This window comes from Pseudoalteromonas luteoviolacea, assembly GCF_001750165.1.
Classification (GTDB): domain Bacteria; phylum Pseudomonadota; class Gammaproteobacteria; order Enterobacterales; family Alteromonadaceae; genus Pseudoalteromonas; species Pseudoalteromonas luteoviolacea_G.
In genome coordinates this window covers 4,218,706-4,234,296 of sequence record NZ_CP015411.1, presented here as the reverse complement: position 1 = coordinate 4,234,296, position 15,591 = coordinate 4,218,706, and the positions used below count along the sequence as shown (strand labels likewise).

General features: G+C 41.8%; 14 protein-coding genes. 11 read left to right on the top strand and 3 right to left on the bottom strand.

What is annotated here, in order from left to right:
- The first annotated feature begins 8 nt into the window (after positions 1-8).
- The 5 genes from pstB (at position 9) to S4054249_RS18200 (ending at position 4,840) form a co-directional block, all read left to right on the top strand.
- Positions 9-836, top strand: a complete 828-nt coding sequence (gene pstB / locus S4054249_RS18220; RefSeq protein WP_046355640.1) for a phosphate ABC transporter ATP-binding protein PstB — start codon at positions 9-11, stop codon at positions 834-836.
- A 68-nt stretch (positions 837-904) separates the two neighbouring features.
- Positions 905-1,606, top strand: coding sequence for a phosphate signaling complex protein PhoU (gene phoU, locus S4054249_RS18215; protein WP_046355639.1), 702 nt, complete (start codon positions 905-907; stop codon positions 1,604-1,606).
- A gap of 131 nt (positions 1,607-1,737) precedes the next feature.
- Positions 1,738-2,415, top strand: a complete 678-nt coding sequence (locus tag S4054249_RS18210) for a TIGR00153 family protein (protein ID WP_039608308.1) — start codon at positions 1,738-1,740, stop codon at positions 2,413-2,415.
- A gap of 176 nt (positions 2,416-2,591) precedes the next feature.
- A complete protein-coding gene (locus S4054249_RS18205; RefSeq protein WP_046355638.1) occupies positions 2,592-3,860 on the top strand; it encodes an inorganic phosphate transporter in 1,269 nt (422 codons plus the stop codon).
- Between the two features lie 74 nt (positions 3,861-3,934).
- The gene (locus S4054249_RS18200) at positions 3,935-4,840 is read left to right on the top strand and encodes a hydrogen peroxide-inducible genes activator (RefSeq protein WP_046355860.1); all 906 of its coding nucleotides are present in this window, start codon (positions 3,935-3,937) and stop codon (positions 4,838-4,840) included.
- 31 nt (positions 4,841-4,871) lie between these two features.
- Here S4054249_RS18200 and S4054249_RS27000 read toward each other — a convergent pair whose 3' ends face one another.
- Together S4054249_RS27000 and S4054249_RS18195 are read right to left on the bottom strand one after the other, a co-directional pair.
- The gene (locus S4054249_RS27000) at positions 4,872-5,069 is read right to left on the bottom strand and encodes a hypothetical protein (RefSeq protein WP_080928335.1); all 198 of its coding nucleotides are present in this window, start codon (positions 5,067-5,069) and stop codon (positions 4,872-4,874) included.
- A 153-nt stretch (positions 5,070-5,222) separates the two neighbouring features.
- Positions 5,223-7,730: a two-component system response regulator gene (locus S4054249_RS18195; protein ID WP_046355637.1), complete on the bottom strand. Its 2,508-nt coding sequence runs from the start codon at positions 7,728-7,730 to the stop codon at positions 5,223-5,225.
- Between the two features lie 269 nt (positions 7,731-7,999).
- Here S4054249_RS18195 and queA point away from each other — a divergent pair, with 269 nt between their 5' ends.
- The 6 genes from queA to S4054249_RS18165 all read left to right on the top strand — a co-directional run bounded on the left by queA (position 8,000) and on the right by S4054249_RS18165 (position 14,265).
- Positions 8,000-9,034 (top strand): tRNA preQ1(34) S-adenosylmethionine ribosyltransferase-isomerase QueA, encoded by a 1,035-nt coding sequence (queA, locus tag S4054249_RS18190; RefSeq protein WP_046355636.1) that lies wholly within the window; start codon positions 8,000-8,002, stop codon positions 9,032-9,034.
- 205 nt (positions 9,035-9,239) lie between these two features.
- A complete protein-coding gene (gene tgt, locus S4054249_RS18185; RefSeq protein ID WP_046355635.1) occupies positions 9,240-10,370 on the top strand; it encodes a tRNA guanosine(34) transglycosylase Tgt in 1,131 nt (376 codons plus the stop codon).
- A gap of 32 nt (positions 10,371-10,402) precedes the next feature.
- On the top strand, positions 10,403-10,741 hold the full coding sequence (yajC, locus tag S4054249_RS18180) for a preprotein translocase subunit YajC (RefSeq protein WP_023397444.1): 339 nt from the start codon (positions 10,403-10,405) through the stop codon (positions 10,739-10,741).
- Between the two features lie 21 nt (positions 10,742-10,762).
- Positions 10,763-12,622 (top strand): protein translocase subunit SecD, encoded by a 1,860-nt coding sequence (gene secD, locus S4054249_RS18175; protein WP_046355634.1) that lies wholly within the window; start codon positions 10,763-10,765, stop codon positions 12,620-12,622.
- A gap of 8 nt (positions 12,623-12,630) precedes the next feature.
- On the top strand, positions 12,631-13,572 hold the full coding sequence (gene secF, locus S4054249_RS18170) for a protein translocase subunit SecF (protein ID WP_046355633.1): 942 nt from the start codon (positions 12,631-12,633) through the stop codon (positions 13,570-13,572).
- A gap of 162 nt (positions 13,573-13,734) precedes the next feature.
- Positions 13,735-14,265 (top strand): hypothetical protein, encoded by a 531-nt coding sequence (locus S4054249_RS18165; protein WP_046355859.1) that lies wholly within the window; start codon positions 13,735-13,737, stop codon positions 14,263-14,265.
- Positions 14,266-14,340: 75 nt separating this feature from the next.
- On the opposite strand, the gene S4054249_RS18160 is transcribed toward S4054249_RS18165, so the two are convergent.
- Entirely contained in the window at positions 14,341-15,426 is a 1,086-nt protein-coding gene (locus tag S4054249_RS18160) for a hypothetical protein (RefSeq protein ID WP_046355632.1), read from the bottom strand.
- Positions 15,427-15,591 lie beyond the last annotated feature (165 nt).

Below are 15,591 nucleotides of genomic sequence, written 5' to 3'. Positions count from 1 at the left end.
ATCCTTTTATGATTACAGTAGCGCCACAAGTAAATAACGCAGATGCTAATACTAAGTTAGATCTTGCCAACTTGAGCCCAGAGCAAACCGCTTTAGAGATCAAAGGCCTTGACCTTTACTATGGTGATAAACAAGCTCTGAGCAAAATCAACATGTTGATCCCAAAGGGTCAAGTAACCGCGTTTATCGGCCCATCAGGTTGCGGTAAGTCAACGTTATTGCGTTGTATCAACCGCATGAACGACTTAGTCGATACATGTCGTATAGAGGGGGAAATTAACCTTCAAGGGCAAAATATCTATGATAAAAGCGTGGATGTTGCAGCACTGCGACGCAACGTGGGTATGGTATTCCAAAGACCAAACCCTTTCCCTAAGTCTATCTACGAAAATGTCGTTTACGGCCTTCGCCTGCAAGGTATTAAAGACAAGCGTAAACTTGATGAAGTTGTAGAGCGTTCACTGCGCGGTGCGGCACTGTGGGATGAAGTGAAAGACCGTCTTCATGATAGTGCATTTGGCCTTTCAGGTGGTCAGCAGCAGCGTCTTGTTATCGCTCGGTCAATTGCGATTGAGCCAGAAGTATTACTACTGGATGAGCCAACCTCGGCACTTGACCCGATTTCTACACTGGTTATCGAAGAACTCATTAATGATTTAAAAGATAAGTATACTGTTGTTATTGTTACGCATAACATGCAACAAGCTGCGCGTGTATCTGACCAAACGGCCTTTATGTATATGGGCGAACTTATTGAGTACTCAGATACCAATACACTATTTACAACACCGACGAAGAAGAAAACCGAAGACTACATCACAGGTCGTTACGGTTAATTTATGACAGTTTGGTTGCCCATATACTGGGCAACTTGTTGGGGTTGTTATCAAAGGTAGGGTTTTAGATGGAACACAATATTAATAAGCATATCTCTGGCCGCTTTAATGAAGAGCTAGAAAACGTAAGAAACCATGTGTTGAGCATGGGGGGACTGGTTGAACAGCAGCTTAACCTTGCATTAGATGCAGTGAGTACAAGCAACGCGGACAAAGCACGCAAAGTCAGCGAGAATGATTATAAAGTCAATGCGATGGAAGTGAACATCGATGAAGAGTGTACGCGGATCATTGCTAAAAGACAGCCGGCAGCAAGTGACTTAAGATTGGTGGTCGCGATTGCTAAAACTATCGCAGACTTAGAACGTATTGGTGACGAAGCGGAACGTATCGCTAAAGTAGCACTTGATTCATTCACCAAAGATCAGCAGCACTTGTTGGTAAATGTAGAAAATATGGGCCGCTTGGTGTCTAAAATGTTGCATGATGTGCTGGACTCTTTTGCTCGAATGGATGCGCAACGTGCGTTTGAAGTACACAAAGAAGATGCCAAAGTTGACAGGGAATATGAGGCAATCACCCGTCAAATTATGACGTATATGATGGAAGACCCGCGCTCAATTCCAAAAATTATGGACTTAGTATGGTCTGTTCGTTCACTTGAACGTATCGGCGACCGTTGTCAAAACATCGCTGAATATGTCATTTATTTTGTAAACGGTAAAGATATTCGTCATACCTCTCAAGAAGATATCGAAAAGACTTTATAGTTTTGCTGGGGATTAATCGGAATAAATCGAACGATTAGTCCCAAGTTCATGATAAAAATCGTTCACAATTTCGGTTAATGCTGTAAACTTGGCCTCTGCACATGCATATTATTATGATTTAAGGGTCAGTTATGCCTAGTAATGCGTTTTTAGGAGTATTTGCAAAATCTCCTATAAAGCCGATTGAAGAGCACATTAAGATAGTGCATCAAGCCAGTGAAAGCTTGATCCCGTTCTTTGAACATGTCTTCAAAGGGGAGTGGACTGAAGCGGATGCACTTCGCGTTAATATTCGTAACCTAGAACGTGAAGCCGATGCGCTTAAGCGAGAAGTACGTCTTCAGCTGCCTCGCGGCCTATTTATGCCAGTTGAACGGACTGATTTACTGGAACTTATTACCCATCAAGACAAAATCGCCAACAAAGCCAAAGATATCGCAGGTCGAGTCGTTGGTCGTGAAATGGTGATCCCCGAATCTATTCAAAATGAGTTTGTTGCGTATTTAAGCCGTTGTGTAGACGCGACAAAACAGGCCTCAAAAGCGATTAACGAACTGGATGAACTGTTAGAAACAGGCTTCAGAGGCCGTGAAGTTGTATTAGTCGAAAAAATGCTGAGTGAGCTTGATGCCATTGAGCAAGATACCGATGACATGCAAATTAGAATTCGCCAAGAACTTCGCCAAGTTGAAGCTGATCTTAACCCTGTTGATGTCATGTTCTTATATAAGATCATTGAATGGGTAGGAGAATTGGCTGATATTGCGGAGCGTGTTGGTGCTCGCCTCGAGGTGATGTTAGCACGCTGATTTTAATCAGCGATAGTTTATAAAGAAGTACACCGTTGTTACTCTCAAAGCTAGACTAGAGAGCGGCGGTGTTGTGTTTGTTTAATAGCTATTTATATGTGTTCTCATAATCATAGAGTGAAGAGATAAACGTATAAATACACAATCAGTGTTTAAAAAACACTAAAGGTTTTTCAATGGATATCATTGCTTCTCATGGCTCGATGTTGGTTCTCATCGCAGCGGCAGTTGGTTTCTTTATGGCTTATGGTATTGGTGCAAACGATGTTGCAAACGCCATGGGTACTTCAGTAGGCTCGAAAGCCCTCACAATCAAGCAAGCAATCATCATTGCGATGATTTTTGAATTTGCTGGTGCTTACCTTGCAGGTGGTGAAGTTACATCGACGATCCGTAAAGGGATCATTGATGCTGCGCCATTTGCAGACATTCCAGAGCTGATGGTGCTAGGTATGATCTCGGCATTATTCGCTGCAGGCACTTGGCTATTATTGGCGTCAGTACTGGGCTGGCCGGTATCAACGACACACTCTATTATTGGCGCGATCATTGGTTTTGCTTTAGTGGCAGTAGGTAGTGAAGCTATTCAATGGGGCAAAGTGGCTGGTATTGTAGGTAGTTGGGTCGTAACACCTGCTATTTCGGGCTTCATTGCATACCTTATCTTCATGAGTGCGCAAAAGCTGATCTTTGATACTGATAAGCCTCTGACTAATGCTAAGCGTTTTGTGCCTTTCTACATGGGCCTAGCAGGCTTTGTGATGTCTTTAGTTACTATCAAAAAAGGCCTGAAGCACATTGGTATTAACTTAGGAACTTTTGAAGGTTATGCGCTTGCGATTGGTATCGCAGTGCTGATTGGCCTAATTGGTAAAGTGTTTATTGCACGCATGAAGATGGATCCAAATGCCGACAAGCAAATGCAGTTTAATAATGTTGAAAAAGTGTTTGCTGTACTAATGGTTCTAACAGCATGTTGTATGGCTTTTGCACATGGTTCAAATGATGTAGCAAACGCGATTGGTCCACTAGCAGCGGTTGTAAATATTGTAGAAAATAACGGTGAAATGGCGAAAAAAGCTGAGCTTGCATGGTGGATCTTACCACTAGGTGGTTTAGGCATCGTAGTTGGTCTTGCTGTATTAGGTAAAAAAGTAATTAAAACCATTGGTGAAGGTATTACTCACCTTACACCAAGCCGTGGTTTTGCAGCTGAACTTGCAGCTGCTTCGACAGTGGTTATCGCTTCAGGTACTGGTTTACCTATCTCGACGACGCAAACATTGGTAGGTGCCGTTTTAGGTGTGGGTATGGCGCGTGGAATTGCAGCACTTAATATGGGTGTGATCAGAAACATTGTTGTTTCTTGGGTGATTACATTGCCAGTCGGTGCCGCCCTTGCTATTGTTATATTCTATATTTTGAGAAGCGTGTTCGGCGTTTAACAAAAAACAGACTTTTAGCTTGAAAAGATCTCAGCACCATTGGTGTTGGGGTCTTTTTATTTATGGGTATATCAGTGAATAACTTACCAAGTATAAAACAATTACAATACCTAATCGCAGTGCATCAACAGCAGCATTTTGGTCGAGCGGCAGAGGCGTGTTTTGTTGGCCAATCGACCTTAAGTAGTGCGATACAAAATTTAGAAGAAACGCTGGGTTGTCAGCTGATTGAGCGAGAAAATCGCAGCTTGATGTTTACGGATGTAGGTGAAGAAGTCGTAGCTCGTGCAAAGAAAATCATTGATGATTCAATTAGTGTTGTAGAGCTAACTAAAAGCTTTAAAAACCCCTTATCTGGTAAGCTTGTCTTGGGATTGATCCCGACGATAGCTAGCTTTATTGCTGCGCCTTTATATCAATACTGTCAAACGGTTTTTCCAAACCTTCAATTGGTACTAGTCGAGGACACCAGTGATAGGTTGTTAGATAAGTTAGAGCATGGCCACATTGATATGGGGATATTGGCATTACCATATAGGACGGATAAGTTTCATACGCAGATATTAACCAAAGATCACTTTTCACTTGTTCACCATGAAGACTATGACATCCCTGAAGTGCTAGAAGACTTTAACTTACTGCCCAAAGACAGTGTATTTTTACTAGAGCGAGAGCACTGTATGACAGGACATGCGTTGAGCGCATGCAACCTTACACGCAGTGAGTGCATTAACCCGTTTGAAGCAGCCAACCTTCATACATTACTGAGTATGGTTGAATATCAGAATGGGGTGACTTTCTTGCCTCAGATGGCGTTAAACGCAGGGATCTTAGATGGTAAACCTATGATCACTCTATCGCCTCAGGCTGATGCGTACAGAGAGATTGGCCTACTATGGCGAAAAACCACTGGGCGTATACGAGACTTTAGACTATTTAGTAATGAGGTGGGCGAGTTCATTAAAAAGCAGTGCCAATAGCACTGCTTTTGAATGGAATGAAAATCATTGCTTAAGTCGAACTGAGCTTGCTCTGTGACATAATATTGGGTAGAAATAGTAAGTATACCCACACAACTAAGTTAAAATACGGTACGAATCCTAATACTGTAAACAGCTTAGTTGGATACCCTTTTTGTTTGGCGCAGCGGTAACATTGTAATGTGATCAAACAATGCACCAGTGATAGAAACAGAATAAACTGAAACATACTTATCTCCCCGAATTCCATTACGAGATGTGCTCAAATCCATTGTATGTCTTCTACTTATATGTATATAAGTTAAAAAAGAAGACATTCTTTTCGAACTTCTATTATAGTTGAGATTTTAATCGACTGCAGCGACTTTTTTCCCCATTTGAATTAGCATGCTGTTTTTAGGGATAAAATAGTTTCTAATTGATGTTTTAGTTGCTCAATTGGAAGTGGCTTTGAGATGTAATAGCCCTGTCCATAGTCCACACCAATTCTTTGGAGCTCATCAAAAATTTCTTTACTTTCAACATATTCTGCAACAGAACACTTGTCTAAAGAGTGACTTATGTCGTTCACAGCTTTAACAAGGGCAAGGTCAATTGGGTCATTTAGCATGTCTCTAACAAAGGAACCATCTATCTTTACATGCTGAGCTGGAAGCTGTTTTAGATAGCTAAATGTACTAAAACCAGTACCAAAATCATCAATGGAAAAATGGCAACCTAATTGATTCAGTTGCGTGATCATCGCTTGAGTCGCACTCAAATTATTAATACTGGCGGACTCTGTGATCTCAAAAATAATGCAGTGTGCAGGAACTTGAAAGTCGCGCAGACAGGCTTGAATATGTGGCATAAGTCGTTCATCTAGAAAAGACTGCGCTGAGAGGTTAACTGATATCTGATGTAGTTCTGGGTGCTTGGATACAGCGCGAATGCTCTCCTTGATGACTGACTGATCCATTAAAAAAGTATCATTTAATAGTTCCAAAGCAGGAATAAACTGATTTGGATAAATCACTTTATTGTCAATGGTAAGGCGAAGGAGTGCCTCAAAATATGCAATTTGTCTATTTTTAAAATCCCAAATAGGCTGATAATGAAGCTCAAATTGATTGTTTTTAAGCGCTTCCCGAACGCTGTGCCCCCACTCTAGACCTGTTTGCAAGGTACTATTTTTAGCATCCTCCTTGGTATAGCAATGGACGAGATTTCGACCAAGATTTTTGGCAATGTACAGCGCAATGTCAGACTGTTTCAAGCACTCACTTGGGTCACAATTTATTGCAGATATAAGTGTCAAACCAATGGAGCAACTAATCGTATAACTCGCCTCTTCAGAGTGAAATTGGTGGTTTTCAATTGCGCTACAAATGCTCTCTGCCATCATATGAGCATCGAGTAAGCGTGTATTTTTGAGTAAAATAGCAAACTCATCACCGCCAATCCTAAATATCAGATGCTCTTTTGAAATATGTGCTCCAAATAGCTGCGCAACTTCTTGCAGTACAATGTCTCCTTGTTGGTGACCTTTACTGTCATTAATAATTTTGAAATGGTCTAAATCAATATAAATCAGAGCATGCTCTGTATTGAGGTTATGTTTTGCTTCGTTACAGAAGAAATTGAGCTGTTGATCGAAATAATAACGATTGTGAAGGCCTGTTAGAGTGTCATGTAAAGCTAAGTGTCGCAATTGTAATTCAGCTTCTTTACGCTCATGTATGTTGTCAATTGTCGCCGTGATTGACACATTATTAGTCTGATTTTTTATTAACTGAAAGCGGCATTCCACCCAAATTGAAGAGCCAGAATAATGAGTCAACTGTAACTCGACTGTTGAAGCTTGCAACCCGTTAAATACAGCATCTATTGCTGTATTTAAGCTAGCTAAGTAGTCTGAATGTACGTATTTACCAAGGTGGGTCGCGAGTGTCGATTTGAGTTTGTGACCCGTTAATTGCTCCCATGCGGGGTTAATAAAGCGAATACAGCCTGCTGCATCTAACTCCAACACAACCGTGTTCAAATGCAGTAAAATTCGTTGATGTGCAGAGAAAAGCTCTTTATAACTCTGTTCTCTGATACTGAGTTGCTCCACTTTATTTGCAAATTCAGCGTAACTGACCATAAAGTCTTCTCGTCTAGCTGCATGATCACATACCTTGCTTAATAACGATAAATTATAAGGAGCGCGAATAAAGTCAGTGACACCCAGAAGTAAAAGTTGTTCAGCATAGTCAGCATTGCGGTTGTCGATGATAGTGACTATGGCTTGACTAGGCTTATGTTGAAGAATGTTCGCAACGAGCTCTTTTGTGGTCTCAGCCCGAGTGGATGTTGCATCTAGTAAGACGATAGAGTAATCATTTTGTAAAAACTCAGAAAGCGCTGCGTTTTCAGTGGAAACCGTATTACATGTAAAGCTTAAGGCGAGGTGATCACTGATATCTGCTGCTTTTTTTTCATTCGGCTCCAACAGTAATAGGTTTAAGCGGCTACTTTTTTCCAAGTGTGTTGATAAAACATTGGCCAGGACCTGAGGCAACACATCATGTCGCTCTAAAGGCAGTACGGCATCAATACTGTAACTGCGCGCGGTCGTTTCTGCGATACGTTCACAGTATGTTGGGGGGATCAGCACAATAGGGGTGTTTTTTGGGGTTTTTAGTAGCCCTGAGCGGATCATGCGGGAAAATCGCCAGCCGTCTATTTTTCCCACATTAAGGCCACTAATAACCAAATCAACGGCGCGTTTTTTTAATAACTGCAGCGCTTCTTGCGTATCACTGAGTTCTATTATTTGAAATACATTGAGCTTTTGTAACGTTCTTATTACGGTTTGACGTTCACCTTGATCGGCATTGACAAGTAATAAAGTAAGCTGTTTAGCCATGGCGTTACGACCCCAAACCCATGTTTTAAGTTTTTAAATATTGCCTATTCATCGTTATTTGCATGTTTTATATTGCTTTTTATTCAATATACATTGAGAGCAAGTCCTGCATCGAAAAGAATGAATACATGCAAAGCAGCCAGTAGAGTAAAGCTATTTCACACTGCTGACAAGAGGTGAAAAAGTATGAATAGATCAAGCTTGTTGCTTGATTTCATTATCTCGCAGCACTAGACTTGCCGCCTAATTGCACGAATATGAGGTCTTATATGCGCGTTGCTGACTTTAATTTTGAACTTCCTGATGAATTGATCGCCCGCCATCCGAAAGCGGAGCGTACGAGTAGCCGTCTTTTAACATTGAATGGAACTAGTGGTGATTTAGAGCATAAAATATTTAAGGATATTATTGATCTGATTGAGCCAGAAGATTTGATCATTTTCAATAACACTAAGGTTATTCCTGCTCGCATGTTTGGTCAAAAGTCGACGGGCGGCAAAGTTGAAGTTTTGGTCGAGCGTATTCTAGATGAGCACCGAGTGCTAGCGCATGTGCGTTCAAGCAAATCTCCAAAGCCTGGCGCTGAATTGATCCTTGAAGACAAGGCGCAAGCCACTATGGTTGCACGCCATGGTGAATTGTTTGAGTTAGAGTTTAAAGGTGAGCATTCCGTATTAAGTATTTTGGACGAAATTGGTCACATGCCATTGCCGCCATATATTGATCGCCCTGATGAAGAAGGTGATAAAGAACGCTATCAGACGGTGTATGGGGAAAAGCCTGGGGCCGTTGCGGCACCGACAGCGGGCCTGCACTTTGACGATGCACTCATGGCTCAACTTAAAGACAAAGGCGTTGAGATGGCCTTTGTAACCTTGCATGTAGGCGCCGGTACTTTCCAGCCCGTGCGTGTTGATGATATCAATGACCATCATATGCACTCAGAGTATATTGAAGTACCTGATGAAGTTGTGGATGCTGTGGCTAAGTGTAAGAGCCGAGGTGGTCGTGTTATCGCGGTTGGTACAACGTCGGTCCGTTCTTTAGAGTCTGCTGCAAAGGTTCACGGTGGTGAATTAAAGACTTTCTATGGCGATACAGACATTTTTATTTATCCAGGCTATCAGTTTAATGTTGTTGATGTGATGATCACTAACTTTCACTTGCCTGAATCAACCTTAATTATGCTTGTCAGTGCTTTTTCAGGACAAGAGCACATCATGAATGCTTACCATGAGGCGATCGCTCAGAAGTACCGCTTCTTTAGTTATGGCGATGCAATGTTTTTAACTAAAAAACAGTAATATAGAATTTCAAGACCGGCTAAATGCCGGTTTTTTTATATTTACACTCAACCTTTTTTGATTGTGACTTTATTTATCCCTTTTTAGCCCCAATATTAGAATTGCTCGGGCTTTATTGATAGAATCTGACAGTTTATATGGCCTATTTAAGGATTGAGGTCATTGGTTGAGTTTTGTTGGACTGTTTTTCCGACACGAGGTAGTTATGAAATTTGAATTAGATTGTACACATGGTAAAGCACGTCGCGGACGCTTAGTGTTTGAACGTGGTGTTGTTGAAACACCCGCATTTATGCCTGTAGGTACTTACGGCACAGTAAAAGGTATGACGCCAGATGAACTAAAAGACACTGGTGCACACATTTGTTTGGGCAACACATTCCACCTGATGCTACGTCCAGGTACCGAGATTATTAAACAGCATGGCGATCTACATGATTTCATGAATTGGGATAAGCCAATTTTGACAGACTCAGGCGGCTTTCAGGTGTTTAGTCTAGGCGCAATGCGTAAAATTTCTGAAGAAGGTGTACTGTTCAAATCGCCTGTTAACGGTGAAAAGATCATGTTGTCTCCTGAGAAAGCGATGGAAGTACAGCGTGATTTAGGCTCAGACATCGTCATGATATTTGACGAATGTACACCTTATCCAGCCACAGAAAAAGAAGCGAAAGACTCCATGGAGTTATCACTTCGCTGGGCAAAACGCTCTAAAGAGGCGCATGGTGATAACCCATCTGCTTTATTTGGTATTATTCAAGGTGGTATGTACCCTGAACTGCGTGCAGAATCGCAAAAAGGGTTAGAAGACATCGGCTTTGATGGCTATGCCTTAGGTGGTTTATCAGTTGGTGAACCAAAAGAAGAAATGGTTAAGATCCTTGACCACTGTGCGTATAAAATGCCAGAACAGAAACCACGTTATTTAATGGGCGTGGGCAAGCCAGAAGATTTGGTTGAAGCTGTTCGTCGTGGTATTGATATGTTTGACTGTGTTATGCCAACGCGTAATGCGCGAAATGGACACTTGTTTGTTACTGATGGTGTGATTAAAATCCGTAACGCTGTTCATAAAACAGATACAAGCCCGCTTGATGCGGAGTGTGATTGCCACACATGTAAAAATTACTCACGTGCGTACCTGCATCACTTAGACAAGTGTAATGAAATTTTAGGTGCGCGTTTAAATACTATCCACAACTTACGTTACTATCAGCGTTTGATGGAAGGTATGAGAAATGCCCTGACGGAAGGGACATTTGATGAGTTTGTCGCTGACTTTTATGAGCGTAGAGGGCTGCCAGTGCCGCCACTTGCTGATGTAGAAGCAGAATAAAGTTTTATATAAAAATTAAATGAGGAAGAGCAATGAGCTTATTTATTTCTAGCGCCCATGCAAGCACAGCGGCAGCCGCGCCAGCTGGTGGCGGTATGGAAATGCTTATCATGTTGGCTATTTTCGGTTTGGTATTTTATTTCTTAATTTACCGTCCGCAGGCTAAACGTGTTAAAGAGCACAAAGATCTAATGGGTGCACTTGGTAAAGGCGATGAAGTCTTAACGTCAGGTGGTCTCGTAGGTAAAGTTTCGAAGGTTGCAGAAGACAAAGATTTCGTGGTAATTGCCCTGAATGATCAAGTTGAAGTAACTGTACAGAAGTCAGCAGTGGCAGCCGTTTTACCTAAGGGTACAATGAAGTCGCTATAACAATAACAAAGGGATAATCCAGTGCTAAACAAGTATCCAATGTGGAAATACTTGCTTGTGCTCGCTGTTTTGGCCGTTGGCATTCTTTATGCCACCCCTAATATGTATGGTCGGGATCCGGCCATACAGATTTCAGGTAAGAAAGGGGCCAGCGCCGATTTAAGCGTACTTGATCAAGCAAATAAAACACTTCAAGACAATAATCTACCTATCAAATCTGCTGTCCTAGAAGAAGGGCAAGTTCTCATTCGCTTCAAGAATGTAGAAGATCAGCTTAAAGCACAGGATATCCTGCGTGGCGCACTGAGCGAAGACTACATTTCAGCTATTAACATGTCTCCAGCACAACCAGACTGGCTCAAGAATATTGGTGCAAACCCAATGAAATTGGGTCTGGATCTGAGTGGTGGTGTTCACTTCACAATGGAAGTAGACATGGCAACGGCATTAGGCAAAGCGCTTGAGCAGATGGAGCAAGATTATAAGAGCGATTTGCGCGGTGAAAAACTTCGTTATCGTACTATCCGCGAAGTTGCAAATAGCGACCGCGTTCAAGTTGTTATGCGCTCTGTTGAAGACAAAAAGGCCGCTGAACGCTTTTTGAAAAAGCGCTACCCTGGCAATGTTTTTGTTAACGACAGCAGTAACGAACTGGCGTTTTTCTCTAGTTTAAGTGACTTAAAACAGCGTGAATTACGCGACTATGCTATTAAGCAAAATGAAACCATTATTCGTAATCGTATTAACCAGTTGGGTGTAGCTGAGCCAAATGTACAAAGACAGGGTTCTGAGCGCATCATAGTGCAATTACCGGGTGTACAAGATACGGCACTTGCGAAAGAAATTTTAGGCGCAACCGCGACACTAGAGTTCCGTGAAGTCGATGATAGAGCTGATACTCGCACTGCAGCACAGGGCCGAGTTCCGGCAGGCAGTGAAGTGCTGTATCACAAAGACGGTTACCCTGTTGTATTGAAAAAGCGTGTGATCCTTGAGGGCTTGCACATTACCGGTGCACAATCGGGTATGGATGAATATCAGCGTCCTCAGGTAAGTATTAACCTTGATAGCAAAGGTGGCGCGAAGATGAGTGCCTTTACCAAACGTGCGGTTGGTAAGAGCATGGCCACGGTATTTATTGAGTATAAACCTTCTGGTAAAAAAGATGAGAATGGTAAAGCACTGCCGCCTATTAAGGTAGAAGAAGTCATTAACGTTGCGACGATTCAATCTCGTTTAAACAACTCATTCCGTATTACTGGTATTGATAATCCAGCTGAAGCCCACAATTTGAGCTTACTACTCAGAGCGGGTGCATTGGTTGCGCCAATTCAAATCGTAGAAGAGCGTACTGTTGGACCAAGCTTAGGGCAAGAGAACATTGAAGCGGGTATGACAGCTGTGGTATTAGGTTTTGCGTTTGTGCTTGGCTTCATGTTGATGTACTACAAAGGCTTCGGTATCGTTGCTAACTTAGCACTTGCGGCTAACTTGGTAATGATCGTCGGTGTGATGTCTATGATCAGTGGTGCAACCCTAACCTTACCTGGTATTGCGGGTATCGTATTAACTGTCGGTATGGCCGTTGATGCGAACGTACTAATCTTCGAACGTATTCGTGAAGAGCTAGCAGATGGCAGAAGTCCACAGCAGGCTGTTCATTATGGCTATGACAGCGCATTTAGCACGATTTTTGATGCCAATATTACCACGTTAATTGCAGCGGTTATCTTGTTCTCAGTGGGTACAGGCCCGATTGCTGGTTTCGCAGTGACGCTTGCGATTGGTATTTTGACGTCAATGTTTACAGCGATCATTGGTACTCGTGCCGTGATCAATGCCTTCATCGGCGGTAAACGCATCACGAAACTGTCGATATAGGAGCGAGCATGCAATTATTAAAGTTATCGAGCACAATTCGCTTTATGTCGGCAAGAAAGTTGTCGATGGCATTTTCAGCGGTTTTGATTTTGGCTTCTATCGCGTCATTTATGGTGAAAGGTTTAAACTTTGGTTTAGACTTTACTGGTGGTACAGCGGTTGAAGTTGGCTTCTCACAACCAGCAGACTTACCTAAAATCCGTAAAGTGTTGGCTGAAAATGGCTTTGCAGATGCGGCTGTGACCTTATTTGGCTCTAGCCAAGAGGTATTAGTTCGTATCGCCCCTCGTGAAGGTGTCAAAGCAGATACTATTGGTAACCAACTTATCGATGCACTGAAGCTGGCTGATAGCAGTGTTGAAATGCGTCGAATTGAGTTTGTTGGTCCAAGTGTTGGTGAAGACTTAAAAGAGCAAGGTGGCCTTGCGATGCTGACGGCACTTTTATGTATTCTGGTGTATGTTGCATTTCGATTTGAATGGCGCTTTGCTGTAGGCGCGGTTGCGGCACTTTTCCACGATGTGATCTTAACAATGGGCTTGTTCTCGCTACTTGGACTTGAGTTTGACTTAACGATTTTAGCGGCAATCTTAGCGGTAATAGGTTACTCCCTGAATGACACCATTGTTGTATCTGACAGGATCCGTGAAAACTTCCGTAAAGTGCGTATTGATGACACGCTAGAAATCATCAATATTTCACTCACGCAAACGATGAACCGTACACTTGTTACCTCTATTACAACCATACTTGTACTGATCGCTCTGTTTGTATGGGGTGGCCAAACAATTCACGGCTTCGCGACGGCGTTGTTATTTGGTGTATTCATTGGTACCTATTCATCAGTTTATGTTGCGAGCTCTGTTGCGGTTGCAATGGGTGTAAGCAAAGAAGATCTGATCCCAGTTGAAGTTGAAAAAGAAGGTGCGGATTTAGACGCAATGCCTTAATAAACCCTTCGGCAGTTACGCTTGTTAGCTGACTGTTAGGGTAAAATTCAATTTTCGATCTGAATCAAGAAGGCCACATTTATTGTGGCCTTTTCTGTTTCAAAATGATGACAAGACTGTATAATGAGAATTGTTATCAATAATAATGAATTTGAGGATTATATGTATAAACAGCTAGGAATTGCATGCGCAGCTTTAGCGCTATTTGCATGTTCAGAACAACCAAGCACACAAGCGGCCAAGACTGAAGCGCAAGCACCTGCAAGCGACAATGCATTAGGCCAATATAAAACTCAGGCAACTTCACTGTTAGCAAACATCAGAGAGCACAAATCGGCGACAGATCTTGAACAAGAATCTGCAAATTTAGTCGCTACCTCACGCGATTTATTAGCTAATTTCGTGACTAAGTACCCTCAGTGTAAAGATTACCTAGATGCCCTTGATAAAGCTGCTGATATTATTCCTACGCTGCCTCTAGAAGAGATTGAATCTGGTTACCATGAAGATGGTAAATTACCTGAGTATAGCGATCCTGTGTGTTATCATGCTAAAGACTTATTAGTACACCCTGCAACAGTGCAGGCGATTGCTAAACTTGGCTTTACTGAGAAAACGCACTATGAAGATGCTGAACTTGAAATTGTTGAAGTGATTGCGCATTTTGGCCAAGTTGAGATGGCGCTAAAATAATCTTATAAAGAGATGAAAACGCCGTTTTCATCTCTTTCCTGTTATTGTTTACTAATCTATTGTGACTGGGCAGACTTATTTTTTAGCCAGTGTGATATAGCCACGTATAAAGCTATGTGGGAAATGTGCTTGAGATATTTCATTACACACAGGTTCATAGCCATATGAACGCACGCTTTCTATTTCTGATTTAATCGCAGACTCTTTCACCAAGGGATAAATAGCATCTAAAATGCGATCTCCTTTTGCAGTATCTTTTTTGCAACCTGCGTAAAATGCTTGGTAGAGTGCGGCATAATGATCGCCTTGTTCGGCTGCCATATCTATAAAGCGCTCACCGCGATTCCCTTGCAGTATGACGCCGAGAATAAACTGAGCACGATGATCTTGACGTTCTTTCATCAGATATTCCAAAATCATCTGTGATTTGTGCACGGAACGAGGAAACCCTCGGGTATATTTGCCTGATTGATTGAATTTATAGCCGCTAAAGTATGCATGAGCATAAAGTAGCGCTTCACTCGTGCTGTACTTTGACAATGCTTCTATTGTGACGGCAATTTCTTTTTTCTGCTTTTTTTGTTCTTCTATGTTCAGCATCTGGGCTTTTTGTTTAGATTGAAATTGATATTGCAATTCAATCATGACAATAGCGGTGCCGTAAGTTGCACCAAGTGAAAAGATCGTCGCACCTAAGACAGACATTACCGCTTTGAAAGTGGTGCCCTTTACAGGATACTTTTTAGATGACTGAAGATGCGTAAATGCATCTTCTAATACAATTGGCATTTTGAGCTTTGCTAGGTAATTAGCACTCCAGAATCCTGCATAAAATAGCCCCGCGAGTATGCCATAAGTTACTTTTCCACCTACAACTATTTCCATGTACCAAGCCATTGATGAAATAGCAGCAAACACCATGCAGGCTATCGCAGAAAACCATTTGTCATATCCTTGGCCAAAAAAGCGTACAAAAAGGCCAATAATCGCGCCACTTATGGGGATCATTAAAGGGCTAAGTTTAGAATTAATCATGTAGACTTGAAACCAAATCGCGATAACGATTACAGACCCAATTACACTCCCAAGACTTGCTTTTAACAGCGTTTGTTTTCTGATCCTTTGTTCAACTTTTATTATCTGCTCGTTGAGCGAATTCATAATTATATCCATATTACATACATTTAGGCGTAATTTAATGTACGTTAATTTTAATTTAAAGCAATGGCTTTAATACTCCAAGTACTCTGTTCATCCATGTTTTTCCCCAATATTGGTAACTTCCATTAGATTGCAATCTAATTGTCATAAATCTTTGATATTTTG

Excerpts from the sequence above, each read along its gene's own strand:
- S4054249_RS18160 (WP_046355632.1), bottom strand. The coding sequence starts at position 15,426 with ATGAATTCGCTCAACGAGCAGATAATAAAAGTTGAACAAAGGATCAGA.
- pstB (WP_046355640.1), top strand. The coding sequence starts at position 9 with ATGATTACAGTAGCGCCACAAGTAAATAACGCAGATGCTAATACTAAG.
- S4054249_RS18210 (WP_039608308.1), top strand. The coding sequence starts at position 1,738 with ATGCCTAGTAATGCGTTTTTAGGAGTATTTGCAAAATCTCCTATAAAG.
- tgt (WP_046355635.1), top strand. The coding sequence starts at position 9,240 with ATGAAATTTGAATTAGATTGTACACATGGTAAAGCACGTCGCGGACGC.
- yajC (WP_023397444.1), top strand. The coding sequence starts at position 10,403 with ATGAGCTTATTTATTTCTAGCGCCCATGCAAGCACAGCGGCAGCCGCG.
- S4054249_RS18205 (WP_046355638.1), top strand. The coding sequence starts at position 2,592 with ATGGATATCATTGCTTCTCATGGCTCGATGTTGGTTCTCATCGCAGCG.
- secF (WP_046355633.1), top strand. The coding sequence starts at position 12,631 with ATGCAATTATTAAAGTTATCGAGCACAATTCGCTTTATGTCGGCAAGA.
- S4054249_RS27000 (WP_080928335.1), bottom strand. The coding sequence starts at position 5,069 with ATGTTTCAGTTTATTCTGTTTCTATCACTGGTGCATTGTTTGATCACA.
- S4054249_RS18165 (WP_046355859.1), top strand. The coding sequence starts at position 13,735 with ATGTATAAACAGCTAGGAATTGCATGCGCAGCTTTAGCGCTATTTGCA.
- S4054249_RS18195 (WP_046355637.1), bottom strand. The coding sequence starts at position 7,730 with ATGGCTAAACAGCTTACTTTATTACTTGTCAATGCCGATCAAGGTGAA.
- phoU (WP_046355639.1), top strand. The coding sequence starts at position 905 with ATGGAACACAATATTAATAAGCATATCTCTGGCCGCTTTAATGAAGAG.
- queA (WP_046355636.1), top strand. The coding sequence starts at position 8,000 with ATGCGCGTTGCTGACTTTAATTTTGAACTTCCTGATGAATTGATCGCC.